The 26356-nt window shown below is 60.1% G+C and carries 20 protein-coding genes; 8 read left to right on the top strand and 12 right to left on the bottom strand.

The features are described from left to right. Positions 1 to 150: 150 nt before the first annotated feature. Entirely contained in the window at positions 151 to 561 is a 411-nt protein-coding gene (locus AC1RL4_RS06165) for a hypothetical protein (protein WP_019580683.1), read from the top strand. A 92-nt stretch (positions 562 to 653) separates the two neighbouring features. Here the strand turns inward: AC1RL4_RS06165 and gbcB are convergent, their stop codons facing one another. Further along, positions 654 to 1754, bottom strand: a complete 1101-nt coding sequence (gene gbcB, locus AC1RL4_RS06160) for a glycine betaine monooxygenase reductase subunit (RefSeq protein WP_019580682.1) — start codon at positions 1752 to 1754, stop codon at positions 654 to 656. A gap of 283 nt (positions 1755 to 2037) precedes the next feature. Between gbcB and gbca the strand changes: the two genes are divergently transcribed. Further along, positions 2038 to 3333, top strand: a complete 1296-nt coding sequence (gbca, locus tag AC1RL4_RS06155) for a glycine betaine monooxygenase oxygenase subunit (protein WP_019580681.1) — start codon at positions 2038 to 2040, stop codon at positions 3331 to 3333. A gap of 48 nt (positions 3334 to 3381) precedes the next feature. On the opposite strand, the gene AC1RL4_RS06150 is transcribed toward gbca, so the two are convergent. The 10 genes from AC1RL4_RS06150 to AC1RL4_RS06105 all read right to left on the bottom strand — a co-directional run bounded on the left by AC1RL4_RS06150 (position 3382) and on the right by AC1RL4_RS06105 (position 20355). Beyond that, complete coding sequence (locus tag AC1RL4_RS06150; RefSeq protein WP_230175551.1) at positions 3382 to 4626, bottom strand: metallophosphoesterase family protein; 1245 nt, start codon at positions 4624 to 4626, stop codon at positions 3382 to 3384. Positions 4627 to 4652: 26 nt separating this feature from the next. Further along, on the bottom strand, positions 4653 to 6521 hold the full coding sequence (locus AC1RL4_RS06145; RefSeq protein WP_019580679.1) for a c-type cytochrome: 1869 nt from the start codon (positions 6519 to 6521) through the stop codon (positions 4653 to 4655). Between the two features lie 208 nt (positions 6522 to 6729). Next, a complete protein-coding gene (locus AC1RL4_RS06140) occupies positions 6730 to 10182 on the bottom strand; it encodes a GMC family oxidoreductase N-terminal domain-containing protein (protein ID WP_230175550.1) in 3453 nt (1150 codons plus the stop codon). Positions 10183 to 11890: 1708 nt separating this feature from the next. Next, positions 11891 to 12457, bottom strand: a complete 567-nt coding sequence (locus AC1RL4_RS06135; RefSeq protein ID WP_230175549.1) for a GNAT family N-acetyltransferase — start codon at positions 12455 to 12457, stop codon at positions 11891 to 11893. Between the two features lie 99 nt (positions 12458 to 12556). Continuing rightward, positions 12557 to 13333, bottom strand: a complete 777-nt coding sequence (gene etfB, locus AC1RL4_RS06130; protein ID WP_018928786.1) for an electron transfer flavoprotein subunit beta — start codon at positions 13331 to 13333, stop codon at positions 12557 to 12559. Between the two features lie 15 nt (positions 13334 to 13348). Then, positions 13349 to 14569 (bottom strand): electron transfer flavoprotein subunit alpha, encoded by a 1221-nt coding sequence (gene etfA / locus AC1RL4_RS06125; protein ID WP_064620846.1) that lies wholly within the window; start codon positions 14567 to 14569, stop codon positions 13349 to 13351. Continuing rightward, on the bottom strand, positions 14569 to 16518 hold the full coding sequence (dgcB, locus tag AC1RL4_RS06120; protein ID WP_230175548.1) for a dimethylglycine demethylation protein DgcB: 1950 nt from the start codon (positions 16516 to 16518) through the stop codon (positions 14569 to 14571). Before dgcB ends, etfA begins: the two co-directional genes overlap by 1 nt. Before the next feature lie 173 nt (positions 16519 to 16691). Beyond that, positions 16692 to 18752 (bottom strand): dimethylglycine demethylation protein DgcA, encoded by a 2061-nt coding sequence (gene dgcA, locus AC1RL4_RS06115; protein ID WP_086944436.1) that lies wholly within the window; start codon positions 18750 to 18752, stop codon positions 16692 to 16694. A gap of 15 nt (positions 18753 to 18767) precedes the next feature. Then, positions 18768 to 19298, bottom strand: a complete 531-nt coding sequence (locus tag AC1RL4_RS06110; RefSeq protein WP_007926354.1) for a DUF5943 domain-containing protein — start codon at positions 19296 to 19298, stop codon at positions 18768 to 18770. A gap of 79 nt (positions 19299 to 19377) precedes the next feature. After that, complete coding sequence (locus AC1RL4_RS06105) at positions 19378 to 20355, bottom strand: dipeptidase (protein WP_007907542.1); 978 nt, start codon at positions 20353 to 20355, stop codon at positions 19378 to 19380. A gap of 235 nt (positions 20356 to 20590) precedes the next feature. Between AC1RL4_RS06105 and AC1RL4_RS06100 the strand changes: the two genes are divergently transcribed. Together AC1RL4_RS06100 and AC1RL4_RS06095 are read left to right on the top strand one after the other, a co-directional pair. Continuing rightward, complete coding sequence (locus tag AC1RL4_RS06100; RefSeq protein ID WP_018928783.1) at positions 20591 to 20992, top strand: lysozyme inhibitor LprI family protein; 402 nt, start codon at positions 20591 to 20593, stop codon at positions 20990 to 20992. Between the two features lie 78 nt (positions 20993 to 21070). Further along, the gene (locus tag AC1RL4_RS06095; protein ID WP_019580672.1) at positions 21071 to 21487 is read left to right on the top strand and encodes a DUF3010 family protein; all 417 of its coding nucleotides are present in this window, start codon (positions 21071 to 21073) and stop codon (positions 21485 to 21487) included. A gap of 27 nt (positions 21488 to 21514) precedes the next feature. Here AC1RL4_RS06095 and AC1RL4_RS06090 read toward each other — a convergent pair whose 3' ends face one another. Beyond that, positions 21515 to 22462 (bottom strand): GlxA family transcriptional regulator, encoded by a 948-nt coding sequence (locus AC1RL4_RS06090; RefSeq protein ID WP_018928780.1) that lies wholly within the window; start codon positions 22460 to 22462, stop codon positions 21515 to 21517. 210 nt (positions 22463 to 22672) lie between these two features. Here AC1RL4_RS06090 and AC1RL4_RS06085 point away from each other — a divergent pair, with 210 nt between their 5' ends. From AC1RL4_RS06085 to AC1RL4_RS06070, 4 genes are all read left to right on the top strand, one after another. Continuing rightward, positions 22673 to 23617 carry a choline ABC transporter substrate-binding protein gene (locus AC1RL4_RS06085; RefSeq protein WP_007937989.1) on the top strand — a complete coding sequence of 315 codons (945 nt, stop codon included), beginning with the start codon at positions 22673 to 22675 and terminating at the stop codon, positions 23615 to 23617. A gap of 101 nt (positions 23618 to 23718) precedes the next feature. After that, the gene (gene cdhC, locus AC1RL4_RS06080; protein WP_019580671.1) at positions 23719 to 24606 is read left to right on the top strand and encodes a 3-dehydrocarnitine:acetyl-CoA trimethylamine transferase CdhC; all 888 of its coding nucleotides are present in this window, start codon (positions 23719 to 23721) and stop codon (positions 24604 to 24606) included. 229 nt (positions 24607 to 24835) lie between these two features. Continuing rightward, positions 24836 to 25801 carry an L-carnitine dehydrogenase gene (locus AC1RL4_RS06075; RefSeq protein ID WP_019580670.1) on the top strand — a complete coding sequence of 322 codons (966 nt, stop codon included), beginning with the start codon at positions 24836 to 24838 and terminating at the stop codon, positions 25799 to 25801. 76 nt (positions 25802 to 25877) lie between these two features. After that, positions 25878 to 26354, top strand: coding sequence for a thioesterase family protein (locus AC1RL4_RS06070; protein WP_111452947.1), 477 nt, complete (start codon positions 25878 to 25880; stop codon positions 26352 to 26354). Positions 26355 to 26356: the final 2 nt, after the last annotated feature.

The raw sequence follows: 26356 nt of genomic DNA, 5'->3' as shown, positions 1-26356 counted from the left end.
CAAAAATCACAGCCCTACAGATTTGTCTAGCTGTAAGAACTGATAGCTAGACGACTTATCACACCCCTATTAAATTCATGCTCACTCAGCGGGTTGATATCCCCCATGAGTCTTTGCCTCATAGACGCTTTATATCTAAAGGAAAATAAAATGGAACGCCAAGATGACAAACACCTCTTGTACAACGTCCCTTCATCCGCAGAATTTCTAGCGGCTAGAATAGGCGACATCGTTGTAGCCGACGGCGGCATTGGAGCGAGATCTGTCAGCTACAAGTTCTATCAGAGGAAAGACGATAGATACTACGTCCAGGTATTAGCTCTTAGAGGGCAGGACAACAATGAAGGCGAGTTCTGGTATGCTCCCGACAAAGCGGTAAACCCTGACGGTTATAATGAAATGCTATCGATCACCAACTCCGACACCATTTTCATTAGCGAAGAAGTAGCTGTTAAAGCATTACGCAAAAAATTCATACTTGATTCCCACCCAGGCGGCTCAAGCGACCTAACACTCATTGGCATGTACATCGACCACTTCACACAAAAACAACACCAATAATATTAATTAAATATCTGCACAAACTCATGACCAACAATGTTTTACCGAGTAAAAATGAGTGACCATGCCCAGGTCACTCATTACCCCGGACTTTAATACTCGATCCGCACGTCACCCTTCGGCACGCTGCAGCAAGACAGGATGAACCCTTCGGCTTCGTCTTCCTCGGTAATCCCGCCGTTGTGTTCCATTTCCACTTCGCCGGCAAGCTTCATTACCTTGCAGGTACCGCAGATACCCATGCCGCAGGCCTTGGGGATCATCAGGCCCAGTTTGGCGGCAGCGGCGTGGACGGTTTCGCCCGGGGCCACGCGGATGCTCTTGCCGGAGGCGGTGAATTCCACCTGGTGCAGATCCGCCGCATCGACTTCCGGCGCGTCCGCTGCTTGCTCGGCTTGTTCCACCGCGTCGGCACGAGCTTCCGGCGGCGTGGCGCCGAAGGATTCTTCGTGATAACGCTTCATGTCAAAGCCCGCCGCCTCGAGCATGCGCTTGACCGCATTCATGTATGGGGTCGGGCCGCAGCAGAAGACTTCACGGTCGAGGAAGTCCGGCGCCATCAATTCGAGCATCTTGTGATTCAGGTAACCGCGATAACCGGCCCACGGCTCGCCCAGACCGTGCTTCTCGCAAATCAGGTGCAGGCTGAAGTTATCGATCCGCGACGCCATGTGCTCCAGCTCGCGATGGTAAATGATGTCTTTGGGCGAGCGGGCGCTGTGGATAAACACCATGTCGACGTTGCCGTTGGTGTCATAGAACCAGCGGGCCATGGACATGCACGGCGTGATGCCGACGCCGCCGCTGAGGTAGAGCACTTTCGGCGCCGGGAAGTCCATGGCATTGAACAACCCGACCGGCCCGTGCACCGCCAGCTCCTGGCCTTCGTGCAGGGTGTCGTGCAGCCAGTTGGAAACCTTGCCGCCCGGCACGCGCTTGATGGTCACCGAAAAGCTGTACGGCACCGAGGGCGAACTGGAAATGGTGTAGGAGCGCATGATCGGCACGCCGTCGATTTCCAGCTCCAGGGTGACGAACTGCCCGGGCTTGAAGAAGAACAGGATCGGCTGGTCGGCCATAAAGCAGAAGGTGCGCACATCCCAGGTTTCCTGGATGACTTTGACGCAACGGACAATATGTCGACCATTGGCCCAGGTCTGGGTGGTTACCGGGTTCAGGAAGTTGTTGGACATGCTGATCTCCACGGCCGACTACCGGCCTTTATGGTGGCGATTCTGCGTATAGAGCAGCCCCGCCATTTACCTATCTGCGACATTGACATACTTATCGCGACCAGCCCCCAATTACCGGGGGTTGCGCGTCGGGAACAGATTGGGGCATGTCGCCCATGGATAAGGTTGTGGTGCGCGCCGGCCCCACACTCGCCCCATACCAAGACATAATCTTTACACCTTGCGTAGCAAACCTGATTAGCCACTTTCGCCGGCCACACAGAATGGCCTTGAGGATTAAACGATGGACGTCACCACTACCCTGAGCCTGGGCGATCCACTGGAACCCGCACGCAAGGCCACTGCGCAGATGCTGCAAGAGCGCGAGCGCACTTTCTCGCTGCCGCAGCCGTTTTACTCTGACGAGCGGCTGTTTGATATCGACATGCAGGAAATCTTCCAGAAAGAGTGGTTGATCGCTGGCATGACCTGCGAGATCCCGACCAAGGGCAACTACCTGACCCTGCAGGTCGGCAAGAACCCGATCATCGTGATTCGCGGCGCCGACGGCGTGGTGCATGCGTTCCACAACGTCTGCCGCCATCGTGGTTCACGCCTGTGCACCAGTGAAAAAGGCAAAGTCGCCAAACTGGTCTGCCACTACCACCAGTGGACGTATGAACTGGACGGTCGCCTGCTGTTCGCCGGCACCGAAATGGGCGCCGACTTCGACATGAAGCAGTACGGCCTCAAGCCGGTAAACGTGAAAACCGCTGGCGGTTACATCTTCATCAGCCTGGCGGAAAACCCGCCAGCCATCGATGACTTCCTGTCGACGCTCAGCCATTACATGGAACCGTACGACATGGAGAACACCAAGGTGGCGGTGCAAACCACCTTGATGGAAAAGGCCAACTGGAAACTGGTGCTGGAAAACAACCGCGAGTGCTACCACTGCAACGCGTCGCACCCGGAATTGCTGAAAACCCTGTTGGAATGGGACGACGTCACCGACCCCCGTGCCGACCAGGCCTTCAAGGACCACGTAGCCGCTTCCGCCGCTGCCTGGGAAGCCGAGAAGATCCCTTACGCCCACGCCAGTTTCGGCCTGCGTAACCGTATCGTGCGCATGCCGCTGCTCAAGGGCACCGTATCGATGACCATGGACGGCAAACAGGGCTGCGCCAAACTGATGGGCCGCATCAAGAACCCGGACCTGGGCTCGATGCGCATCCTGCACCTGCCGCACTCGTGGAACCACTGCATGGGCGACCACATCATCGTGTTCACCGTGTGGCCGATCAGCGCCCAGGAAACCATGGTTACCACCAAGTGGATCGTCCACAAGGACGCGGTCGAAGGCGTGGACTATGACGTGGAGCGCATGCGCCAGGTCTGGGATGCGACCAACGACCAGGACCGTCGCCTGGCCGAAGAGAACCAGCGCGGGATCAACTCCACCGCGTACCAGCCAGGGCCTTACTCCAAGACCTATGAGTTCGGCGTGGTGAACTTCGTGGACTGGTACAGCGAGCGGATGCTGAACAACCTGGGGGCCGAGCCTGCGCCTTACCTCAAAGGTGTTCCGGTTCAGGGTTAATCGAAATCGGATCGTTCCCACGCTAGGCATGGGAACGATCCTTCCTCGCTAATTTGAAGACCACCGCACCGAACCATCCTCGCCAATAAACGTCTCTTCGATGTTCTCCCCCACCAGCCGCACCTTCACATAACCGTTCAACACCCGATCCGGGTACGCCTCATCCCGCGCATTTTGCGTTTCCGACCACAGCACCCCCGGATGCCCGTTCAGCTCGCTGGCATTGCCATAGGGAATCGCCCCGTGCCCGGCGCAACGTGCATGCAAGCCACCTTGAGTGGCATAGCAGATGCCGTTATGCAAATGCCCCCAATACCAGTAATCCGGCTCGCGCCCCAAGGCATCGCAGACCGGCTTGTACAGCGCGGTCTTGTCACGCCCGGTAATGTCAAAGCCCTGGTGATGACTGAGCACCATGATCTTCTTGCGTTTGGGCAAGTCTTTCATCCAGTCGATCTGCTGCTTGTTCAGCGCACCGTCCATGTACAGGTTAATCGGATCCGAGGCATAAGCCGTGTCGAGCCCGATCACCAGCCAGTCATCGTTGTACAACGCAAAATAACTGGTGCCCTGTTGCGCTGGGAAACGCTTGGCCAGTTCCTTGAAGTAGCCATGGGCGCCGCTGTACATCTCATGGTTGGAGTTGAGGGTGAACGAGCCCTGCTTGCCCATCGGCCAGCCGACCATGTCGACGTCTTCCTGGGAGCGGGTGCCGGCGTAATACACATCCCCCAGATGAATGGTGAAGTCAGCCTGGGCCAGTTGCATCTGATTGGCCACCGCCACCGCCGGGGCATGACTGTCGAACGGCCCGGTGCCCCAGTCGCCGGCAATGGCCAGGGTCACGTCACTGTCCATGCGCATCAACGCCGGATTGGTGGCGAACGGTGCGTGATGCCGCAGGTTCTCGATCCACTTGAGCAGCGCTTCGCTCCACAACAGATCCAGCAGCTCCCATTTGCGACAACCGAGCAGGCTGCCGTCCTTGAGCACTTGGGTTTGCAGCTCGTCTACCGATTGCGGCAAGGGGCTGGCGTTGCCGATGTGCAGGATCGACAAACCGTGGGACAACTCCCACGGCACACTCGGTTGATCGTCCGGCAAGTCGCCGTGCTTGAGCACGTATTGCGCCTGATCGTGCCCCCGTTGCAGCAGCGCGACGATGGCCTGGTACTCCTCGGGTTCAAGCTCGCTGACAAGCTTCTTCCAGGCCATTTCCAGGCGGGTGAACAAGCCGTGCAAACGCAGCTTGACCTTGTCGTACTCGTGTTCCCAATGACTGACCAATGACATGTCGCCTTCCTCCATCCGTAGTGGAATCACAGGGTTTTCATGAACTCGATGAGCGCCCGCTTATCGAGTTCCGACAACTGCGTGCCGTACAGGTGGCCACTGTTGTGGTTGCCCTCCAGGCGCGTGTCGTATTTGAAGTCCGCCGAGGCTTTCACCTGCTCGCCACTGGTGACGAAGCCGACCTTGTCCTTGTCGTAAATGTCGGAACCGGTGAAGAACACCTGCGGCCGCAGTTCCGGCGGTTGCAGCAAATCCCACAGGGTCGGCACCGAGCCGTTGTGCAAGTATGGCGCGCGCAACCAGATGCCGTCGGTGGGCGTGTTGCTATAGCTCTGGGTCTTGCGGTAGGCACCAAAGTCGAACGGCGGTTTCTTGAAGCCGTGGAAAGCCGTCACTAAACCAGTGGTGAACGAGTTCAGCCGATGGGGATCGGTGCCCAGTTCATCAATCGTGGTGGTGACCTGACCGGTGTCGGTGCGACCGAAGTCATGGCAACTGGCGCAATTTTTTTCCCAGACCGGCTTACCCCGGGCGACCTTGGCCTGATCCAGCGCGAACGGCCAGGCCGGTGCCTTGTGGCCCAGCAGCCAATTGGTCACCCGGTTGAAACTGTCCGGCAGCACCGACTCCGGCGTCGCGCCCACGGCCATGGCCGCCGCGTAGTTGCGCTCATGGATATCGTTGTTGTTGCCGTCCCAGTGCAGGTACAGCGACTCCCGGGGTTTCTGGTTCCAGACTTGCGGCAAGTCGACGGTGCCGATGGTCGAGTCATCCGGGAAGCCGAACACCACCATTTTCGTCGGGTTGAAGGTGTCGGTGCGCCCCGGCCCTTGCGGTGCGCGCAGTTGCTGCCAGGCGTAGGCCTGTTTCTGTTTGATCAGCGCGCTAGTGGCCATCGGGATGATCAGATAACGGTTGTACAGGCGCTCGAAAAACCCGAGCTGGAACTTGCTGTTGATCGCAGTCATCACCGCATCAGGCGTAAATTTCGGGTCGCTCGCGCAATCGTAGGCGAACCACTGGAAGGCCTGCAGTTGCAGGGTATTGGCCGGCGCGGAAGCCACCGGGGTAGCAACGTCGCTGGCATTGGCGCGGTAGGAGCCGGTGTGGCACAAGGCGCAATTGGGCTCCACGGTCGGGTAGCCGATCTGCCGCTTGGCCATGCCGATCGGCAGGTCCTTGCCGTTCTCGTAGAGGAAACCGAACACTTCGTAACCGCCGGGCTTCGGCAGTTTCTCCGGGCACATCTGCGGCAACACGGCGAACAGGTAATAGGGAATCCGTGCTTCGATGCCCAGGCCGATGGCGGCGTATTTGTAGTGGTCTTCGTCAGAAGCGTATTGCTCGGCCGGCACCACTCGCAGCATCTGGTACCAGGTTTCGTAGCCGATAAACCCCAGCGCCAGCACCACGACCAGCGTGGCGACCTTGAAGCTGTGCCGCCGCCAGCGTCGCGCCCACGCTGCGCACCAATCACGCCAGCCATCGCGAAGCAGGGCGAACGGCCGATTGGCCGGCGCGCTGCCCAGGTACAGCAGAATCCCGAGGATCAGGAACATGCCCAGATCGCCCAGCAGCATCGGCACGAACACCTGAGCCTGGTTGCTGGTGTTGATCAGGTAGATCCAGAACGCCACGGCGACCAACCGCGACAATACGCACAGCCACGAATGCACCACGTATTTGGGGGCATTGAAGCCTGACGGCATGTAAAAAAGGCTGATCCCCACCAGCAACATGCCGGCGTTCTCCAGCCAAGGATCGGAGAGCTGCGGAGGCATCCCGAGCATCGAGGTCAGCAACGCCGGCGCAAACAGCGCCGGAATCGCGAAGACCATGTTCATTGCGATGCCTATCCAGATGAAGCGTTGAAACCAGCGGATGTAACTGTCCATGGCATCCATTTCCTTGTAGTCGCCAATCCCAAGTCAGCACACGGCTATTGTGGCGAGGGAGCTTGCTCGCGCTCGGCTGCGAAGCAGTCGTGAAACATGCAATCGCAATGTTCCTGAATGACCGCATTTGCCGATTTGGGGCCGCTTCGCAGCCCAACGGGGGCAAGCCCCCTCGCCACAACAAGCCCCAAGCCACAGATGAGCAGTGCTAGCCGAGGGCGGTTTTCTCCAGGTGCTGCAGGATGATCGGGTACACATCGACCACCGCGTTCTTGCCGAACATGCAGTCGATATGCCCGTAGCCCGGCACCACATGCCGGCTGTAGCGTTCCGGTCCATGGACTTTGCACACGCGCTCATAGGTCTTGAGCGTGCTTTCAGGCAAGTAGCACTGGTTGTCTTCGCCGCTGATGAAACAGATCGGCATGGTCAGCCGGTCGAAGTGCGGCATATAGACATCCTGGCCCTTGAAGTCCACCAGATGGCCTTTGCGCAGGATCAGCGCCAGGTGCTCGAAGGTCTGTATGTTCGACTCGCCGAACAACTCGTGCAGGTTGTCGTGCAGGGTTTCGTTGAGCGTGTCGTGGCGGTACAGCGACGCGTACATGAAGGTGATGCGGTGGCACACCGGGTTGGTGCAGTAGCCTTGAGCCTCGATGCGGGCGTAGATGTTGAGGGCCTTGTCGTAGAGTTTGTTGAACCAGCTCTCCTTGTTGTCGGCATACGCGGTGAGGGATTTGATGCCGATGGCGTCGAGCATCCCCGGCAAATGCAGACCGGCCTTCAGCCCTGTTGCCGTGGCGACCACCGTGTCCGCAGCGATCTGCGAACAGACCACCGAGCGCACGCCCTGCAAACCGGCCAGCAGCGACATGAAGAAGGTCGTCGCGCCGTAGCAATGCACCACGCACTGCACGTCAGCGGCGAGGGTTGCCTGCTGGATATGCTCGATGGCGGCCTTGAAGTCGTACTGGGCAATCTGGTCGCCGTTCCATTCATGTTTGCTGGCCGGCAGCAGGATGCTGACCCGGAAATCCAGGAGCCAGACGTCATACTCGTGCTTGCACAGGTATTCCAGCAGGTTGGTCTGGATGGTGTCGGTAGAGAAAATATTCGAGCCCACCCCCAAACCATGCACCAGCATCACCGGCCCCTTGCTGCCGCCCTGATAACGGGTCAGGCGGAGCTGGACGCTGTCTTCGGTCTGGAAGAACTGCACGCTTGGCGTCGGCGCATCCAGCGGCCGTTTCTGCCGGGGCGGCGCATCGGGGTTGAAGTAGATGTCGCCCGCGAACACCCCGCCATAGCTCTCCCACAAGATGCCGGCGAAGAACTTGCCGAACCGCGCCAGCCCCTCAATGCGTTCGCGTTCGTTGCGCGCGTTGAGCACCTTCATGGTGGTCATCTGCTTGGCGAAATCGGCCGGCTCGATGTGCATCACCCCCGAGCCGATCACCTCGCCTGTCTTGTCCGGCCCGCGATACAGCGTCACGTAGAGCGTACTGGTGTCGTGCCAGACGTTAAGCACGCCGTTGTCTTCGGGCACGGTCTTGAATGCGCTGAAGTAATAATCGCTGCCGTCCTCAGCGGTCAGCTTCATGTCGTAATTCATGTGCCGCACGCCAACCTGTTCCTGATACTCCTCGAACAGATTGAACACGCCGTTGCTGGCAGTCAGCGGCTCTGGCGACAGGCCCGGCGCATCCAGGGTGCCGACCAGTGTCGCGGCATGTTCCGGCTCCTTGATCATGCGATTGAGGTCGTTGGCGGTGATGGTCAGGGTGAACTCGATCGGCGAGTTATCCGACTTGCCGCGTTTGGCCGCCGCTTCGTAGAGCTTGAGATCGGTGCCCTGGGGCTGGGTGAAATCTTTGGAGAAATAGCCCTTCATCGTTTCGGTGAACTGCACGCCGAGGGTCGGTGCCACCACCGGTTTGCGCGGTGCCGAGGGCAACGTGTAGTCGATGTGCCAACCACGATCGGCCGCCAGCAGCCCCATGTTGCGCTCGCTCACGGCGGAGATGGTCAGCAACGGATTGACCGCCAGTGAGGTCGGGATCACCGCGCCGTCGGCCACGTACAGCCCGGCATAGACATCGGTGCCGCTGACGCCGCTGAACACCTGGCCCTTGTGGTTGACCACGCCTTGCGTCGCATCCTCGCCCATCACACAACCGCCCAATGGGTGCACGGAAACGATGCTGTGTTTGAGCAGCTCGGTCCAGATCGGGTTCTCGACCCAGATCCCGCCCAAGGCCTTGGTGCTCTGGTGCAAGCGCTCGTTGCCGATCTTGACGTTTTCCTGCTCGCCAACGCCCGGCCAGTCGATGCGCAACTGATCCTTGCTGTCGAGCACCATGCGGCCCTTGCCATCGTCGTGGCTCATGATCAGGTAGGTTTGCATGTTGTGCAGGGCGCCGTGGTACGGGCCACGCAGGAAACTTTCGGCTTCGCGCTCGGCGTACTTGAGCTTGCCGGTGAAGCTGTCATCGGTGGGTTTGCCGATCAACCCGGCGAATGTGGCCATGCTCGGCACCATGGGCCGGCCGAGTGCGCCGGGAATCGAGCCTTCTTCAATGACCATGCGGCTGCGCCAGTCGCCTTCGGTGCGCATGTCGATGATCGAGGTGATGCACGGGCCGACCGGTTTCATTTCCGAGGCTGGATGGGCACCGAAACCGATGCCGTTGATCGTTTCATCGCAGTTGTGGCCAAAACCGAGGATGTCGCCGTTGCCGCTCATGTTTTCGCCAAGCTGATTGGACGTCGACAGGCCTTTGTCCCGAGAGCGCAGGAGGATTTCGGTGGAACCCAGGGTGCCGGCCGACACCACGACAATGTCCGCCTTGACGAACAGCGTCGGCGCGGAGAATTTCTCGCGGCCGCTGTCCAGGTATTGGAAGTGCACGATCCAGCCATCGCCGTCGCGCTCCAGATGCCGGACCTCGGCCTGGCAGAAAATCTCTGCGCCGTGGTTGCAGGCATCCGGCAGGTAATTCATCAACGTGGTGTTCTTGGCCTTGTTGTTACAGCCCGAAACGCAGTCGCCGCAGTGGTTGCACGGCAATTGCTCGACGCCGACGTGGTTGAGGTTGTTCGGCAGCTTGTCGAAGGTCACGTTGATCGGCGGCTTGTAGAAGTGTGCGCCTTGCTTGAGGTAATCGGCGGACTTCTGGTTAGCCTCGAGTTTGGGCAAGGTCGGAGCGGTTTTCGGATAGGGATTGGGCTTGAGCATCTCCCGAGCCCGGGCGTAACCGTCCTTGAGCAGCGTGTCGCGATGTTCACGCACCGCCAGCGGCCAGCGCGGATCGTCGAATACACCGGGTTCCGGTTCCAGCGCGACGTTGGCGTTGATCAGCGACGTGCCACCCAGACCGCATCCGACCACTACGTTCTGCTGGGCGTTGACGTGCAGGTCGAACAGCCCGGTGCGCGAGCCGATGTGCCCGTCCGGGTCATGCACTTGTAGCTCTTCAGTGGCCGCCAGCATCGTATTGGGGTATTCGCCGGGCTGGATTTCCCGGCCTCGCTCCAGCAGGCATACCCGCTTGCCGGCCCGAGACAGACGCGACGCCGCGATCCCGCCGCCGTAGCCGGAGCCAATGACGATCACGTCGTAATGTTCCTTGATATCGCTGATGGGCGTGGCGATCCGTGTCATGGGTCATTTCCTCTCAGGCAGATGGAGCAACTCTGCGGTTGCCTGCAATCGATAGACGAACAAACGCCTGGTCACCGGGCACGGTCGGGCCTCAATGGCAGCGGCGTAATGGCATAAGGGGGCCAGGTGCTATAGACGAGCGCGCTGATTGGCGGCGCGACGATGAATCCGCTTGTGCAACGAGGTGGCGGATGTCGGAACACAGGTCACGCAGGGGCTGGGGTGCGAATGTGGCTGCGAGCGATGTGGCTGGCTATCCATCACGCGTTCTCCCTGAACCAGATGTGGATAAGTGACAGTTGTCCTTATGCGATGAGAGTGAAGACAGGCGACAGATCGAAGTCAAGGAAGTGCCTTAGAACTGTATGAAATCTGATCTATCGCGTTCCGGCCTATACGGGCCGTGGCTTACAGGGTTCAGCGAACAAGTTATCCACATCTCCACCCACAGCAAATGGGGACAACTGTGGGTGACAGGTTAAATCTATTCACAAAAACCGAAGAAAAACCGTGACTTATCCAGAAGCAGGGTTTTAGCCAGACACTGGTTGTTTTTTAATCAGAAGCTTGCAGGCCATGTTTTACATAGCGTACAGGGGATGGCGAACACCTTATCCACAGAAGCACCAACAGACTTTGGGGGCAACTTTTCGGGTTCTGTGGAAAACCGCTGAAACCCGCGAGAATTCGGGGTTTGCGGGAGGATTAGTGGGGGAAAACGTCGAATTGGACAATATTTGATCAACCTACTGAAAGCCGCGATCCATATGGGCTGTAGCGATGGGCGAACATGTTATCCACAGAAGCGCCAACAGAGATTGGGGGCAAGTGTCGGCCAGTGAGCGAGCTTATTCTGTGGAAAAAGCCCGAAAAAACCGTGGCTTAGGCTGGTTGTTTTTTGTACGGAGGGCTGTAGGGCTTGATTGGCATGGGGTGTAGCGAGGGGCGAACATGTTATCCACAGAAGCGCTAACAGGGATTGTGGGTAACCCAGATACTTGCCCCGCATCTACGGTATCGGGAGTACATATCCATTTCTGCGGTAACGGCTACTTAGGGTTCCGCCCTTACGGCGGGTCACTTTGGAAAAGCCCCAAAGTAACCAAAGGGCTCTTGCCCCTTTCGTTCGGTGCCTCGCCTAGGCTCGGCATGCCCTCGCTCCGGTCCTGCTCCGTGGGCCCGCCGCCATCGGCCATCCATGGCCGGGGGCGGCTAACCCGGCATCCATGCCGGGTTGCCCACTGCGCAGAACCTCCACTCGGCCTCTCGAGGGGGCGGTGCGTCAAAATCAAAAGCAAGGCGGCCTACCGGCCGGCCTGATCTCACGTGCACACATTTCCCTGTAGGAGCTGTCGAGCGAAGCGAGGCTGCGATCTTTTGATCTTGCTGTGGCTTCTGCTTTGGCTTTGGATCTGCCGCCCCTTTCCCAGAGGCCGAACGCAGGCGTTGCGCAGGGGGCACCGCGGCAAGGATGCCGCGGTAGCCGCCCCCGGCCATGGATGGCCGATGGCGGCGGGCCCCCGGAGCAATGCCGGAGTGAGGGCATGCCGAGCCTAGGCGAGGCACCGAATGGAGGGGCAAAAGCGCTTTGGTTACTTTCGCCTGGGCCGGCATTCCGGCTTTTCGAAAGTGACTCGCTGTAAAAGCGAAACCGCCAGCCGCCGTGACCGCAGAAACGGATATGTACTCCATCAAAAACGGGAGGCCCCTAAGGCCGATGCATGAGATAGGCATCACCCGTCACCCGAATCAACGGATGAGGAACAACCTGACAGGTTTTGACGATCCCAAAACCATGGCGCTCATAAAAACGCCGAGCCCCGGTATTCGCCGCATAGTCGATCAGGCTCAGGCCGTTGAGTTCCAGTTGATCGGCGCGATGTTGAGCGTGCTCCAGAAAGCGCACACCCAGCCCCTTGTTTCGCCACCCCTCATGCAGGGCCAGGCTCGAAATATAGAGGGTATCGGGGACTTCCATGTCGGCGTAAGGCGCCAGCACCGGATCGGTCACGGGAGCTGCCAATGGATCGTGACGCATCACATAGCTGTGCATCATGCCGATGACCTGTCCGTCAGCCTCTGCGACAAGGCAGTTCTGATAGGAGAAATCGACATCTTCACGGGCGTAACGAACGGCCCCCACTTCCAGCAGATCCTGCCCGGGCTCCGCCAGCTGGCTCCAGATGTAATCCGAAGCACCCTCTGACGAAATCTGGAACAAACGAGCAATCTCTCGCGCATCCGTGCGCAATGCCGGACGAAATTCAACTTCCATTGGTGTAACTCCCCAGAATACGAGCGACCTTCTTAGCGTGCAGGTTGATGCGTCACAACCGGCCAGGCCAACGGTTTTATGACCGGTTGTTGCCGTCGCTCAACCCTGACGAACCACGCCTTCTTCAATCAGCAACTTGAGGATGGCTTCAGCGCCCGCCTGCGCGGTCACGCCCTTGAGCACTTGCCCACCGCCGCCACTGGCCTTGGCCGTCGCGGCCTTCATGCGGTCGGCACCGCTCTTGGCCTTGATCACTTTCAGGCGCTTGGGTCGTGGCTTTGCCGGTTGCAGCGTGGCCACTGCCAGAAGTTCATCGTCGACCACTTCAACTTCATCTGCCTGCAATACCCCGCGTCGCGCCGGACCGTAGGCACTTTGCCGAGGCTTGGGCGCTGCGTTATCCACAGTCGCCAGAAACGGCAGGCGCACTTTCAAGCGACGGCGCTGACCGCGCGGCAAGGCCTGCAGAACCAGCGCCGAACCACCGTCGATGGATTCGACTTGCGCCAAACCCACTACCAGCGGCCAGCCGAGACTTTCGGCCAGCAGGAACGGCAACATGCCCGAGCCTTCACCGGTTTCCGCCTGGCTGCCGGTCAACACCACCTGCGCCCCGGCGTCACGCAAATAGTCGGTCAACGCTGGCAGCGCATCTGCGCCGACCGGTTGTTCCAGCACATGCAACTGTTCCAGGCCCATGCCCAGATAGGCACGCAGCGCCGGTTCCGCAACGTCGCCGGCGTGCAGCACTTGCAGGTTATCCCCAGCCAGCTGCAGACCCAGCTCAACGGCCCGCGCGTCCTGCTCGGCGCGGCGTGGCCGGCCGGAGGTCGGGTGGGCGCCGATGGACACCAGGCTGATGATTTTCGTGCTCATAACCCTTTCCTTCCCTTAAGCCGCATCGCGCTTGGCGTCGTTGCGGTAAGCCTCTACCGCATCGATCAAGGCTTGAAGAATCTCGGCGCTCTCGCCGATCACCGACAGGTCGGCCCGTTTGATCATGTCGCAACCCGGATCAAGGTTGATCGCCACCACCTTGTCGCAGGCACCGATGCCTTGCAGGTGCTGGATCGCCCCGGAAATCCCCACCGCCACGTAAACCCGCGCGGTTACCCAGGTGCCAGACGCGCCAACCTGACGATCGCGCGCCATGAAACCATCGTCCACCGCCACCCGCGACGCACCTTCGGTCGCGCCCAACGCTTCGGCCGTCCTGTGGAAAAGTCCCCAGTCCTTGACCCCGTTGCCGCCAGAAAAGATGAACTCGGCTTCGGCCATCGGAATCGCCGCCGGGTCCACCGCCACCGCGCCCAGATCTTCGATCCGCGACAAGCTGCGAGCGACCGTTGTGGATAACTCCACCGGCAACGCTTCGTGACGGGTTTCGCTGACCGGTTCGGCGCATTCGGCAGCCGCCAGAATCAAGCGGGCCACCGGCCGCGCAAGGTCCTGCAAACCGGCACCGGCACGGCCGATGCACTCCTGATCCTTGACCTGCCAGACCCGTGTGGCCGGACGTTCGCCCAGTGCGGCAGCAAAGCGTCGACCCAGTTCGCCGCCACCACTGCGGCTGTCCGGCAGCAGCCAGTGACGCGGGCTGAACTGGTTATCCACAGCCCGCAGGCCCTGGACGCGTTGTTCCGGTGCATAACCGCTGAATTCGTCGCCTTCCAGTACCAGCAAGCGGTCAACGCCCGCCGTGGCGAAGGCGTTTTCCTTGTGCTCACCGAAGACCACCGCCAGTACCGCGCCGTCCTTGCCGGCCAACTGATGGGCCAGGCCGAGCAAATCGCGGTCGTGGCTGCTCAAGCGACCGCCGACCATATCCGGCACCACGCTGATGTAGAACGCGGGTGCAGCCACTTGATGCAGCGGCAATTGCACTTCAACCGCGGCCGAGCGTTTCGTCGCCCCGCCCTGCTGAGCGCCACTGCGGTCGATCCGTTTGATCCCGTTGGGACCAATAAAGCCGATCCCGTGGGGATTCTTGCGGATGACGCCGTTAGGCCCCATCCAGCTGTGTTGCACCGGTTGCATGGCCGCGTGCAGCGGGTGCAGACGGTTGCGGGCGATCCATTCAGCGCGAGGGTCGCGGCGGATAATGTCGCTCATCAATGCACCTCCGCAGGTTCACGTTTGGCCGGTGCCGAAGGCTTTCCCGGCGCGGCGTCTTCAAGCAGCGCATCAGCCACCAGTTCGGCGATGTCCTTGATCAACGGCCGTGGTTCGACCACGCCTTCAAGCATCGCGGTGCACTGTGGACAACCCACGGCCACCAGTTCGGCGCCGGTTTCGCGGATGTCTTCCATACGCATGTCAGGGATCCGTTGCTTGCCCGGAATGTCGGTGATCGGCGCACCGCCACCACCGCCGCAGCAGCGCGAACGGAATCCGGAACGTTGCATTTCCTTGATCTCGATGCCCAGGGCGCGCAGCACTTCGCGTGGCGCCTCGTATTCGCCGTTGTAGCGGCCGAGGTAGCACGGGTCGTGATAAGTCACGCTGTTGCCTTTGTGCTGACCGAGGTTCAGTGCGCCTTCGCCAATGATCTCCGCCATGTAAGTGCTGTGGTGCTGCACGAGGTAGTTGCCATCGAAGGCGCCGTACTCGTTTTTCAGCACATGGAAGCTGTGCGGGTCACAGGTGACGATGCGGTTGAAGCGGTATTTGGCCAAGGTCTGGATGTTGCGTTTGGCCAACAGCTGGAACGTCGCCTCGTCGCCCAGACGCCGGGCCACGTCACCGCTGTCGCGCTCTTCAAGGCCCAGCACTGCGAAGTCGACCTTGGCCGCTTTCAGCACTTTGACGAAGGCACGCAGGGTGCGCTGGTTGCGCATGTCGAAGGCACCGTCGCCGACCCAGAACAGCACGTCGGTGGATTTCTTCTCGCTGAGCAGGCTCAGGTTCAAATCCGCCGCCCAGTTCATCCGCCCGCCCGGCGCGAAGCCGCCAGGGTTGTCGGTGGCGATCAGGTTTTCCAGGACTTCAGCGCCCTTGTTCGGGGTCGCGCCTTTTTCCAGGGTCAGATGGCGGCGCATGTCGACGATGGCATCGACGTGCTCGATCATCATCGGGCATTCCTCGACGCAGGCACGGCAGGTGGTGCAGGACCACAGGGTTTCAGCGTCCACCAGACCGTTGACGATCGGTTGATGCGGATTACCGGCGTGCTCACCGATCGGCTTGCCTGGGTAAGGGCTGCCGGCAAACTTGGCATCCGTACCACCGGCCAGGCCGACGACCATGTCCTGAATCAGTTTTTTCGGGTTCAGCGGCTGGCCGGCGGCGAACGCCGGGCACGCAGCTTCACATTTACCGCACTGCACGCAGGCGTCGAAGCCGAGCAGTTGGTTCCAGGTGAAATCCTTGGGTTTTTCCACACCCAGTGGCGCGGTCGGGTCGTTCAGATCCAGCGGCTTCAAGCCGGTGGAACGACCGCCGCCAAACCGTTCGGAGCGACGGTGCCAAGCCAGGTGCAAGGCACCGGCGAAGGCGTGCTTCATCGGCCCGCCCCAGGTCATGCCGAAGAACAGTTCCGACACGCCCCACAGCACACCGACGCCGAGAATCGCCGCCAGTACCCAGCCACCGAAGTTTTCCGGAAGGATGCCCGCCACCGGCAGGGTCAACAGGAAGAACGACGCCGAGAACGCCAGCAGGCTTTTCGGCAGGCGCATCCACGGACCTTTGGACAACCGAGCCGGCGGGTTGCGGCGGCGCAGGAAGACAAAGATCGCACCGACGAACATCACTGCCGTCATCAACAGCAGTGCATAACCGAGAATGCGGTTATGCAGGCCGAAACCGTGAACCAGAATCGCCAGCACAATGGACGCCACCGCACCACCGGCCGTGGCGACGTGAGTATTGGCGATGTATTTGTCCCGCGCGACGACGTGGTGCAAATCGACCATGTAACGCTTGGGCATGGCGAACAGACCGCCGATCAGGTCGACTTTCGAAGCCCGGCCCTGACGCCACATAGCCACCCGCCGCAACGCGCCCAGGACAGCCAGGCCCAGGGCAGCGAACAACAGGATTGGAAGAAGGGTGTTCAACATGTGGAGCTCCCAAAGACCGCAGGGTCTTGCAGGCCAAACTACCTGGATGCCTTGCTCGATTACCTGTAGGAGCGAGGCTTGCCCGCGAAGGCGCTGTGTCATTCAGAAATGATGTTGACTGACACACCGCCTTCGCGGGCAAGCCTCGCCCCCACAGGGTTATCCACAAGCTCTTAGAAATCCTTGCACAACCGCAGCGCGTCGTAGATCGCCGCGTGAGTGTTGCGCTGGGCCACGCAGTCACCGATGCGGAACAGCAAGTAGCCGTCGCCCGCCTGGCTCAGCGAAGGTTGTGGCTTGATCGCGAACAGGGCTTCGATGTCCATCTGGCCTTTGTTGCGCGAGCCTTCCTTCATGGCGTAGTAGATTTCTTCGTCCGGACGCACGCCGTTCTCGACGACCACCTGGTCAACCACCCGCTCCTCTTTGGCGCCGGTGTATTCGTTTTCCAGTACCGCCACCAGCTTGTCGCCTTCGCGATAGACCTTTTCCAGCATCATGTCGCCGGTCATGATCACTTCTTTCGGGTACATGCTGCGGTAGTAAGTCGGGAACGACGTACCGCCGATGGCCACGCCCGGCTTGATGTCGTCAGTGACGATCTCGACCTGGCTGCCTTTGTCGGCGAGGAAGTCGGCTGTCGACATCCCGGTGAACTCGCAAATGGTGTCGTAGACCAGCACGTTCTTGCCCGGCGCCACTTTGCCGTCGAGGATGTCCCAGCTGCTGACCACCAGGCCTTCAGCCGCACCCCAGTGCTCGTTCTGCTCCAGGAATGGATGGCCGCCAACGGCAAGCACCACGACGTCCGGACGCAGGTCGAGAATGGTCGCCGCATCCGCCGCCACGCCCAGGCGCAGGTCGACTTTCAAACGCGCCAGTTCCAGCTGGAACCAACGGGTGATACCGGCGATCTGGTCCCGTTGCGGGGCTTTCGAGGCGGTGGTGATCTGCCCGCCGATGAATTCTTTCTTCTCGAACAGGGTCACGTCGTGGCCACGTTCAGCGGATACACGAGCAGCTTCCATCCCGGCAGGGCCGGCACCAACGACCACAACTTTGCGCTTCGGCCCGGTGGATTTCTCGATGATGTGCGGCACGCCCATGTATTCACGGGAGGTCGCGGCGTTCTGGATGCACAAGACGTCCAGGCCCTGGTACTGACGGTCGATGCAGTAGTTGGCGCCCACGCACTGTTTGATCTGGTCGACCTGGCCCATCTTGATCTTGGCGATCAGGTGCGGGTCGGCGATGTGAGCGCGGGTCATGCCGACCATGTCGACGTAACCGCCTTCCAGAATACGGGTTGCCTGGTTCGGGTCCTTGATGTTCTGCGCGTGCAGCACAGGAGCCTTCACCACTTCCTTGATACCGGCGGCCAGGTGCAGGAACGGCTCCGGTGGATAACTCATGTTCGGAATAACGTTGGCCAGGGTGTTGTGAGTGTCGCAACCCGAGCCCACGACACCGATGAAGTCGATCATGCCGGTGTCGTCGTAGTACTTGGCGATCTGCTTCATGTCCTCATGGCTCAGGCCATCAGGGTGGAATTCGTCACCACAGATACGGATACCAACGCAGAAGTCCGGACCGACTTCCTTGCGCACAGCCTTGATCACTTCCAGGCCGAAACGCATGCGGTTCTCGAAGCTGCCGCCCCATTCGTCGGTACGCTTGTTGACCCGCGGGCTCCAGAACTGGTCGATCATGTGCTGGTGCACGGCAGACAGCTCGACGCCATCCAGGCCACCGGCCTTGGCACGCGCCGCGGCGCTGGCGTAGTTGCCGATCACCCGCCAGATTTCTTCCGGCTCGATGGTTTTGCAGGTCGCGCGGTGCACCGGTTCACGGATGCCCGACGGCGACAGCAGGGTTGGCCAATGCTCACCGTCCCAGCGGGAGCGGCGCCCCATGTGGGTAATCTGGATCATGATCTTGGCGCCATGCTTGTGCATGGCATCGGCCAGATTCTGGAAGTGCGGAATAATCCGGTCGTCGGCCAGGTTGACCGACTTCCACCAGCCTTGCGGGCTGTCGATGGCCACGCTGGAGGAACCGCCGCAAATCGCCAGGCCGATCCCGCCCTTGGCTTTCTCTTCGTAATACTTGACGTACCGATCGGTGGTCATGCCGCCGTCGGTGGCGTAGACCTCAGCGTGCGCGGTGCTGAGCACGCGGTTGCGGATGGTCAGTTTGCCGATCTGGATCGGCTGGAACATTGCTTCGAAAGCCATGGCGGGTTCCTCGACTTACAACGGCTTGACGGTGAACAAACCGTCGTCGTGGCCTTCTTCGGAGCCACCGTAAACTTGTTCGGCGACGGTGCGGATCTTGCTGCCGCGAGCAGCCAGGATCTGGTCCATGGCGCCGGCGAACCAGCCAGTGAACATGTAGTCGACCTTGCGCCCGACCTTGCCGTACACGTAGACGAATGCGGAGTGTTCGAGCTTGACGCTGGCGGTGCCTTTGTCGAGGTCGATGTCCTGGATCTTGAACAGACCCCAGCCGCGCTGCGACAGGCGCTTCATGTAGTGCTCGAACACCGCGACGCCTTCCAGGCCATGGCATTCAGCTTCTTTTTCACACCAGTGCCAGGCGGACTTGTAGCCGGCCTTGTAGAGGATTTCGGCGTAGGCGTCGGCGCCCAGCACTTCCTCGATGCCCATGTGGTTGTTGACGAAGAAGTGACGCGGCACGTACAGCATCGGCAGGGCATCAGAGGTCCAGACACCGGTTTCGCTGTCGACTTCGATTGGCAATTGCGGGGCGATCTTGGCCATGGAAACTTAACTCCAGAAAATTCGTTGTGTTGCCCCCGGCACGGACGGCCGGGGGAAAGGATTCTTCAGATGCGGCGGCTTATTCGCCCCAAACGTCTTTCAAAACGTTGACCCAGTTTTCGCCCATGATCTTGCGCACCACACGCTCGGAATGGCCGCGCTTGAGCAGGGTTTCGGTCAGGTTCGGGAACTCGCCCACGGTGCGGATGCCCAGCGGGTTGATGATCTTGCCGAAGCTGGTCAGACGGCGGGCGTAGCCCTTGTCATGGGTCAGGTATTCGAAGAAGTCCTGGCCATGGCCCTGGGTGAAGTCGGTGCCGATGCCGATGGCGTCTTCGCCGACGATGTTCATGGTGTATTCAATGGCTTCGGCGTAGTCGTCGATGGTCGAATCGATACCCTTGGCCAGGAACGGCGCGAACATGGTCACGCCGACGAAACCGCCGTGATCGGCGATGAACTTCAGTTCTTCATCGGACTTGTTGCGCGGGTGCACTTTCAGGCCCGACGGCAGGCAATGGGAGTAGCAGACCGGCTTCTTGGATTCGAGGATGACTTCTTCGGAGGTCTTCGAGCCGACGTGGGACAGGTCGCACATGACACCGACGCGGTTCATCTCGGCAACGATTTCACGACCGAAACCCGACAGGCCGCCATCGCGTTCATAGCAACCGGTACCGACCAGGTTCTGGGTGTTGTAGCACATCTGCACAATACCGACGCCCAGCTGCTTGAAGACCTCGACATAGCCGATCTGGTCTTCGAAGGCATGAGCGTTCTGGAAGCCGAACAGGATGCCGGTCTTACCCTGCTCCTTGGCTTTGCGGATGTCGGCGGTGGTGCGCACCGGGATCACCAGGTCGCTGTTCTCGCGAATCAGCTTCTGACTGGCAGCGATGTTGTTGACGGTGGCCTGGAAGCCCTCCCACACCGACACGGTGCAGTTGGCCGCGGTCAGACCGCCCTTGCGCATGTCTTCGAACAGCTCACGGTTCCACTTGGCAATAATCAGGCCGTCGATAACGATGCTGTCGGCGTGTAATTCGGCTGGGCTCATCAGGCAGTCCCCTATTAACGATTCATGCGCCGAATCGTGTGCCGGCGCTTTGGGGCCAGCATATGCCTGAGGGACGGTGCAGCCGGGTGCAAAAACGACAGGGGAATTGCCGAAAGCGTCAATCCGCGACAAAGGGTCGCCAACCGACGTGATTGCCTACCTGTTCAAGCCCGTTCGCATGGGCCAGAATTCGTCGCATCACCGAATGTTTCACTGAATTAAGGGCGGCGACGCAATGAAATCCATCTTCTTGGCTTTGGCACTGATAGCGACTGGCGTACAGGCGGCCGAAGGGGCCGACGACAACCCCTGTGACGCCGTCGAAAACGAAGTCCAGACCCTGGAATGCTCGGCTTACAGCAGAAACACCGCCGAACAGCTGCTGAGCGACAACTACCAAGGCCTGAACGAGCGCATGCAAACGCGCTACGGCAGTAACAAGGCGCAACTGGCCGACATCACCGCAAAAATCAAAACTGCGCAACAACAATGGCTGAAGACCCGGGATGCCGATTGCGCGGTGGAAGCGTTCCCGGCGACGAGCGGCAGCAAGGCGTTCAACATTGCGCAAAATGATTGCGTGGCGCGGATGAGTGACGAGCGGTCGGAGTTTTTGGAGTCGATTGGGCAGGAGTAAAAAGGCCACAGCGGTTGACATAAACACTTGCCAACTTGAGCTGTAAGCTGCACGTCATCAGCCAGTAAAGGGATTCAAATGAAAATCTGCGGCATCGAAATCAAAGGCAGCGAAGCAATCCTTGCCGTGGCCTCCCTCGACGATCAGGGGCTGACCCACGTCGCGCTGGCCACCAAGAAAATCGCCCTCGACGATGACGACGAAGCCGCCAACGTCAAAGTCTTTGCCGCTCAGGTGGCGTCGTTTATTCGTGAGAATTCAATCGACCGGATCGCGATCAAAAAGCGCAGCAAGAAAGGTGAGTTCGCCGGTGGGCCGACCACCTTCAAGATCGAAGGGGTTTTCCAGCTGCTGGAAAATTGCGAGGTGACGCTGCTGTCGCCGCAAACCATCAATGCGCAGAACAAAAAGTTCGACTTTGAACTGCCGGCCACGCTGAACAAGTATCAGCACGAGGCCTACAAAGCGGCCTGCTCGGCGCTGATGAAGAAGTAACGACATAAATCCCGTAGGAGGTCGGTTTCAGGCCTTCTGGCTTTGTCGGCGATCCTCCCGCGGGCACCGCTCGAATCTCGCCCGATAACTGCGGGTGAAATACGATGGCGATTCAAACCCGCAGGCGATACTCACCTCCAGCACGCTCATGTCCGTCTGGCGCAGCAGCTGCCGCGCCTTCTCCAGCCTTAATCGCAGATAGAAATTGCTCGGCGTATCGTGCAGGTGCAGGCGAAACAGGCGCTCTAGTTGACGCCGGGTCACTTTGATCGATTCCGCCAGCTCCAAAGTGCTGAGCGGCGGTTCGCTGTGCTGTTCCATCTCCCCAATGACATGCACCAGTTTCTTGTTGCTGATGCCATATCGCGTGGCGACTTCCATGCGTTGGTGGTCTTTGCGCGGGCGAATGCGCCCGAGCACGAATTGTTCGCTGACCTGGATCGCCAGTTGCGGCCCGTGGGCCTGGGCGATGAGGTCAAGCATCAGGTCGATCGAGGCGGTACCGCCGGCGGAGGTGATACGCCGTCGGTCGATCTCGAACAGTTCCTGGGTGACGCTCAGCTGTGGATAAGATTCCTTGAAGGCGTCGATGGCTTCCCAGTGCAGGGTCAGGCGATGACCGTCGAGCAGGCCGGCTTCGGCGAGGATGAAGCTGCCGGTGTCGATGGCGCCGAGCGTCACGCCTTCGTTGTCCAGGCGACGTAACCAATGCTCCAGGGCCGGGGTGGCGAACTTCAGCGGTTCGAAACCGGCGACCACCAACAGGGTTGCGCCTTTCTTCAGCGGCTCCAGCGCTGCATCGGCGTTGACCGACATGCCGTTACTGGCCAGAACCGCCCCGCCATCGGCGCTCAACACATGCCAGCGGTACAACTCGCCGCGAAAGCGATTGGCGACCCGCAGCGGCTCGATCGCCGAGATAAAACCGATCGCCGAAAAACCCGGCATCAACAAGAAGTAGAAATCCTGGGACATGGAGCGCACTCGACTGGCAGGCAACGAGAGGGCGGGAAGCGTGTGGACGTTGATACGCCACTTGCAAGCAGCATTCAAGTGCACAGGTCGCCGCAGTGCAAGAGCTGGTCGCCGCAGTGCGTTTCCACGGGGGCTTTGCTGCGTAACTTGGCATCACCGGCGCATCAGACACCGGAACCCACAATAAACGACCTGCCGAGGAACCCCGACATGAAACGACTGATCAGCAGCTGTGTTCTTGCACTCAGCGGTACCGCTTTCTTGAGCGCCAGTGTCATGGCGGCCGAACCCGCGTCGTGCCAGAACGTGCGCATGGGCGTAGTGAACTGGACCGACGTGATCGCCACCAGCGCCATGACCCAGGTCCTGCTCGACGGCCTCGGCTACAGCACCAAACAAACCAGCGCCTCCCAGCAAATCGTCTTTGCCGGCATTCGCGACCAGCGCCTGGATTTGTTCCTGGGCTACTGGAACCCGCTGATGACCCAGACCATCACGCCGTTTGTCGATGCCAAGCAGGTCAAAGTGCTTGAAGCGCCAAGCCTCAAGGACGCCCGCGCTACCCTGGCAGTACCGACTTACCTTGCCGACAAGGGTCTGAAAACTTTCGCCGACATCGCCAAGTTTGAAAAAGAACTGGGCGGCAAGATTTACGGCATCGAACCTGGCTCGGGCGCCAACACCCAGATCAAGGCGATGATCGCCAAGAACCAGTTCGGCCTCGGCAAGTTCCAGCTGGTCGAGTCCAGCGAAGCCGGCATGCTGGCGGCAGTAGATCGCGCGGTACGCCGCAAGGAAGCCGTGGTGTTCTTCGGCTGGGCGCCGCACCCGATGAACGTCAACGTGAAGATGACCTACCTCACCGGCAGCGACGACGCCCTCGGCCCGAACGAAGGCATGGCCACGGTCTGGACCGTCACCTCGCCGAACTACGCGCAGCAATGCCCGAACGTCGGTCGCTTGCTGAGCAACCTGACGTTCACCGCCGAAGACGAGAGCCGGATGATGCAGCCGCTGCTGGATCACAAGGACGCTTTCGAATCGGCCAAACAGTGGCTCAAGGATCACCCGCAAGACAAGCAACGCTGGCTTGAAGGCGTGACCACATTCGATGGCAAGCCGGCCGCTGAAAACCTGAAGCTGACCAGTAAATAGAACCGAAATGAACCGCCGATTCGCAGCCCGATGCGGGCTGCGAGCGGGATCGCCACGCCCAAGCTCTGCCAAAAAAACTCAAGCCTGAAGGAAACCGCCTCATGAACCACGACGTCATCATCACCTGCGCACTCACCGGTGCTGGCGACACGACCGCCAAGAGCCCACACGTGCCGGTCACCCCGAAACAAATCGCTGCAGCCGCCGTGGAAGCCGCCAAGGCGGGCGCTACCGTGGTCCACTGCCACGTTCGCGATCCACAAACCGGCAAGTTCAGCCGTGACGTGGCGCTGTACCGCGAAGTGATGGAGCGCATCCGCGAGGCGGACGTCGACATTATCGTCAACCTCACTGCCGGCATGGGCGGCGATCTGGAAATCGGCGCAGGCGAGAACCCGATGGAATTCGGCCCGAACACCGATCTGGTCGGCCCACTGACCCGTCTGGCCCACGTTGAAGAATTGCTGCCAGAAATCTGCACCCTGGATTGCGGCACCCTGAACTTCGGCGACGGCGACACCATTTACGTGTCCACCCCTGCCCAGCTGCGTGCTGGCGCCAAACGCATTCAAGAGCTGGGCGTCAAGCCTGAGCTGGAAATTTTCGACACCGGTCACCTGTGGTTCGCCAAGCAGATGATCAAGGAAGGTCTGCTGGATAACCCGTTGTTCCAGCTGTGCCTGGGCATCCCGTGGGGTGCGCCAGCGGATACCACCACCATGAAAGCCATGGTCGACAACCTGCCAGCCAATGCGGTCTGGGCAGCGTTCGGTATCGGGCGCATGCAGATGCCGATGGCGGCGCAAGCGGTGCTGCTCGGCGGTAACGTGCGGGTCGGCCTGGAAGACAACCTGTGGCTGGACAAGGGCGTGTTGGCGACCAACGGCCAACTGGTCGAACGCGCCTCGGAAATCCTCAGCCGCCTCGGCGCCCGCGTTCTGACCCCGGCAGAAGGCCGGGCAAAAATGGGCCTGACCAAGCGCGGTTGAAACAAATCACCCTTTCCCCCTGTGGGAGCGAGTTTGTGTGGCGAGGGGGCTTGCCCCCGTTGGGTCGCGAAGCGGCCCCAAAACGTGTTGCCGCGGTGTATCAGCCATACTGCATGCAATGTTTTACGACTGCTTCGCAGCCGAACGGGGCGATGCGGCGTTCCGACAAGCCCCCTCGCCACACAGGTTCGCTCCCACATTTTTTTTGAGCCCAATTCAGGAAGTCGCCATGAGCTTTATCACTGAGATCAAAACCTTCGCAGCACTGGGCAGCGGTGTCATCGGCAGCGGCTGGGTGTCCCGCGCCCTCGCCCACGGCCTCGATGTGGTGGCCTGGGATCCGGCACCCGGTGCCGAAGCGGCGCTACGCAAACGTGTCGCCAATGCCTGGGGCGCGCTGGAAAAACAAGGCCTGGCACCCGGCGCATCGCAGGATCGGCTGCGCTTTGTCGCCACCATCGAAGAATGTGTTCGCGACGCAGATTTCATTCAGGAAAGCGCCCCTGAGCGTCTGGACCTGAAACTGGAACTGCACAGCAAAATCAGCGCGGCGGCCAAGCCCAATGCGTTGATCGGTTCCAGCACCTCGGGACTGTTGCCGAGCGAGTTTTACGAGAGTTCGACGCACCCGGAGCGCTGCGTGGTCGGGCACCCGTTCAACCCGGTTTATCTGCTGCCATTGGTGGAAGTGGTCGGCGGCAAGAACACCGCGCCAGAAGCGGTGCAAGCGGCGATGAAAGTCTATGAATCCCTGGGCATGCGTCCGCTGCATGTGCGCAAGGAAGTACCGGGATTTATCGCCGATCGTTTGCTCGAAGCGTTGTGGCGTGAGGCGCTGCACCTGGTCAACGACGGCGTGGCGACCACCGGTGAAATCGACGATGCAATTCGTTTTGGCGCAGGTCTGCGCTGGTCGTTCATGGGCACCTTCCTGACTTACACCCTGGCCGGTGGCGATGCTGGCATGCGGCACTTCATGGCGCAGTTCGGGCCGGCGTTGCAGTTGCCGTGGACGTATCTGCCGGCACCGGAGCTGACCGACAAGTTGATTGACGATGTGGTGGATGGCACCAGCGATCAGTTGGGCACACACAGCATCTCGGCACTGGAACGCTATCGTGACGATTGCTTGCTGGCGGTGCTGGAGGCGGTGAAAACCACCAAAGAAAAGCATGGGATGGCCTTCAGCGAATAAACACACACCCTGTGGCGAGGGAGCTTGCTCCCTCGCCACACATGTGTACACCAGCGATTATCTGTGGAGTTCCACCATGCCCACCCTCACCACCTACCAAACCAGAATCATCCCCGACTGGGTCGACTACAACGGCCATCTGCGCGATGCCTTCTACCTGCTGATTTTCAGCTACGCCACTGACGCGTTGATGGATCGGCTGGGTATGGACAGCAACAACCGCGAGGCTAGCGGCCACTCGCTGTTTACCCTCGAACTGCACCTTAATTACCTGCACGAAGTGAAACTCGATGCCGACGTCGAAGTGCATACGCAGATCATCGGCCACGACCGCAAGCGCCTGCACCTCTACCACAGCCTGCATCTGGTGGGCGGTGACAAGGAGCTGGCGGGCAATGAACAAATGCTGCTGCACGTCGACCTCGCCGGGCCGCGATCCGCACCATTCAGCGAAGCAACCTTGAGCAAGCTGCAGGCCATTGTCGCTGATCAAGCCGACTTGCCCGCACCCGCCTGGATCGGCCGAGTGATCGCATTACCCCCCGAAAAATAACA

This window comes from Pseudomonas sp. GW822-FHT07A10, from assembly GCF_058798795.1.
Note: the sequence above shows the minus strand (reverse complement) of the source record. Positions and strands in the feature narration are given on the sequence as shown.

Excerpts from the sequence above, each read along its gene's own strand:
- AC1RL4_RS06165 (WP_019580683.1), top strand. The coding sequence starts at position 151 with ATGGAACGCCAAGATGACAAACACCTCTTGTACAACGTCCCTTCATCC.
- gbcB (WP_019580682.1), bottom strand. The coding sequence starts at position 1,754 with ATGTCCAACAACTTCCTGAACCCGGTAACCACCCAGACCTGGGCCAAT.
- gbca (WP_019580681.1), top strand. The coding sequence starts at position 2,038 with ATGGACGTCACCACTACCCTGAGCCTGGGCGATCCACTGGAACCCGCA.
- AC1RL4_RS06150 (WP_230175551.1), bottom strand. The coding sequence starts at position 4,626 with ATGTCATTGGTCAGTCATTGGGAACACGAGTACGACAAGGTCAAGCTG.
- AC1RL4_RS06145 (WP_019580679.1), bottom strand. The coding sequence starts at position 6,521 with ATGGACAGTTACATCCGCTGGTTTCAACGCTTCATCTGGATAGGCATC.
- AC1RL4_RS06140 (WP_230175550.1), bottom strand. The coding sequence starts at position 10,182 with ATGACACGGATCGCCACGCCCATCAGCGATATCAAGGAACATTACGAC.
- AC1RL4_RS06135 (WP_230175549.1), bottom strand. The coding sequence starts at position 12,457 with ATGGAAGTTGAATTTCGTCCGGCATTGCGCACGGATGCGCGAGAGATT.
- etfB (WP_018928786.1), bottom strand. The coding sequence starts at position 13,333 with ATGAGCACGAAAATCATCAGCCTGGTGTCCATCGGCGCCCACCCGACC.
- etfA (WP_064620846.1), bottom strand. The coding sequence starts at position 14,569 with ATGAGCGACATTATCCGCCGCGACCCTCGCGCTGAATGGATCGCCCGC.
- dgcB (WP_230175548.1), bottom strand. The coding sequence starts at position 16,518 with ATGTTGAACACCCTTCTTCCAATCCTGTTGTTCGCTGCCCTGGGCCTG.
- dgcA (WP_086944436.1), bottom strand. The coding sequence starts at position 18,752 with ATGGCTTTCGAAGCAATGTTCCAGCCGATCCAGATCGGCAAACTGACC.
- AC1RL4_RS06110 (WP_007926354.1), bottom strand. The coding sequence starts at position 19,298 with ATGGCCAAGATCGCCCCGCAATTGCCAATCGAAGTCGACAGCGAAACC.
- AC1RL4_RS06105 (WP_007907542.1), bottom strand. The coding sequence starts at position 20,355 with ATGAGCCCAGCCGAATTACACGCCGACAGCATCGTTATCGACGGCCTG.
- AC1RL4_RS06100 (WP_018928783.1), top strand. The coding sequence starts at position 20,591 with ATGAAATCCATCTTCTTGGCTTTGGCACTGATAGCGACTGGCGTACAG.
- AC1RL4_RS06095 (WP_019580672.1), top strand. The coding sequence starts at position 21,071 with ATGAAAATCTGCGGCATCGAAATCAAAGGCAGCGAAGCAATCCTTGCC.
- AC1RL4_RS06090 (WP_018928780.1), bottom strand. The coding sequence starts at position 22,462 with ATGTCCCAGGATTTCTACTTCTTGTTGATGCCGGGTTTTTCGGCGATC.
- AC1RL4_RS06085 (WP_007937989.1), top strand. The coding sequence starts at position 22,673 with ATGAAACGACTGATCAGCAGCTGTGTTCTTGCACTCAGCGGTACCGCT.
- cdhC (WP_019580671.1), top strand. The coding sequence starts at position 23,719 with ATGAACCACGACGTCATCATCACCTGCGCACTCACCGGTGCTGGCGAC.
- AC1RL4_RS06075 (WP_019580670.1), top strand. The coding sequence starts at position 24,836 with ATGAGCTTTATCACTGAGATCAAAACCTTCGCAGCACTGGGCAGCGGT.
- AC1RL4_RS06070 (WP_111452947.1), top strand. The coding sequence starts at position 25,878 with ATGCCCACCCTCACCACCTACCAAACCAGAATCATCCCCGACTGGGTC.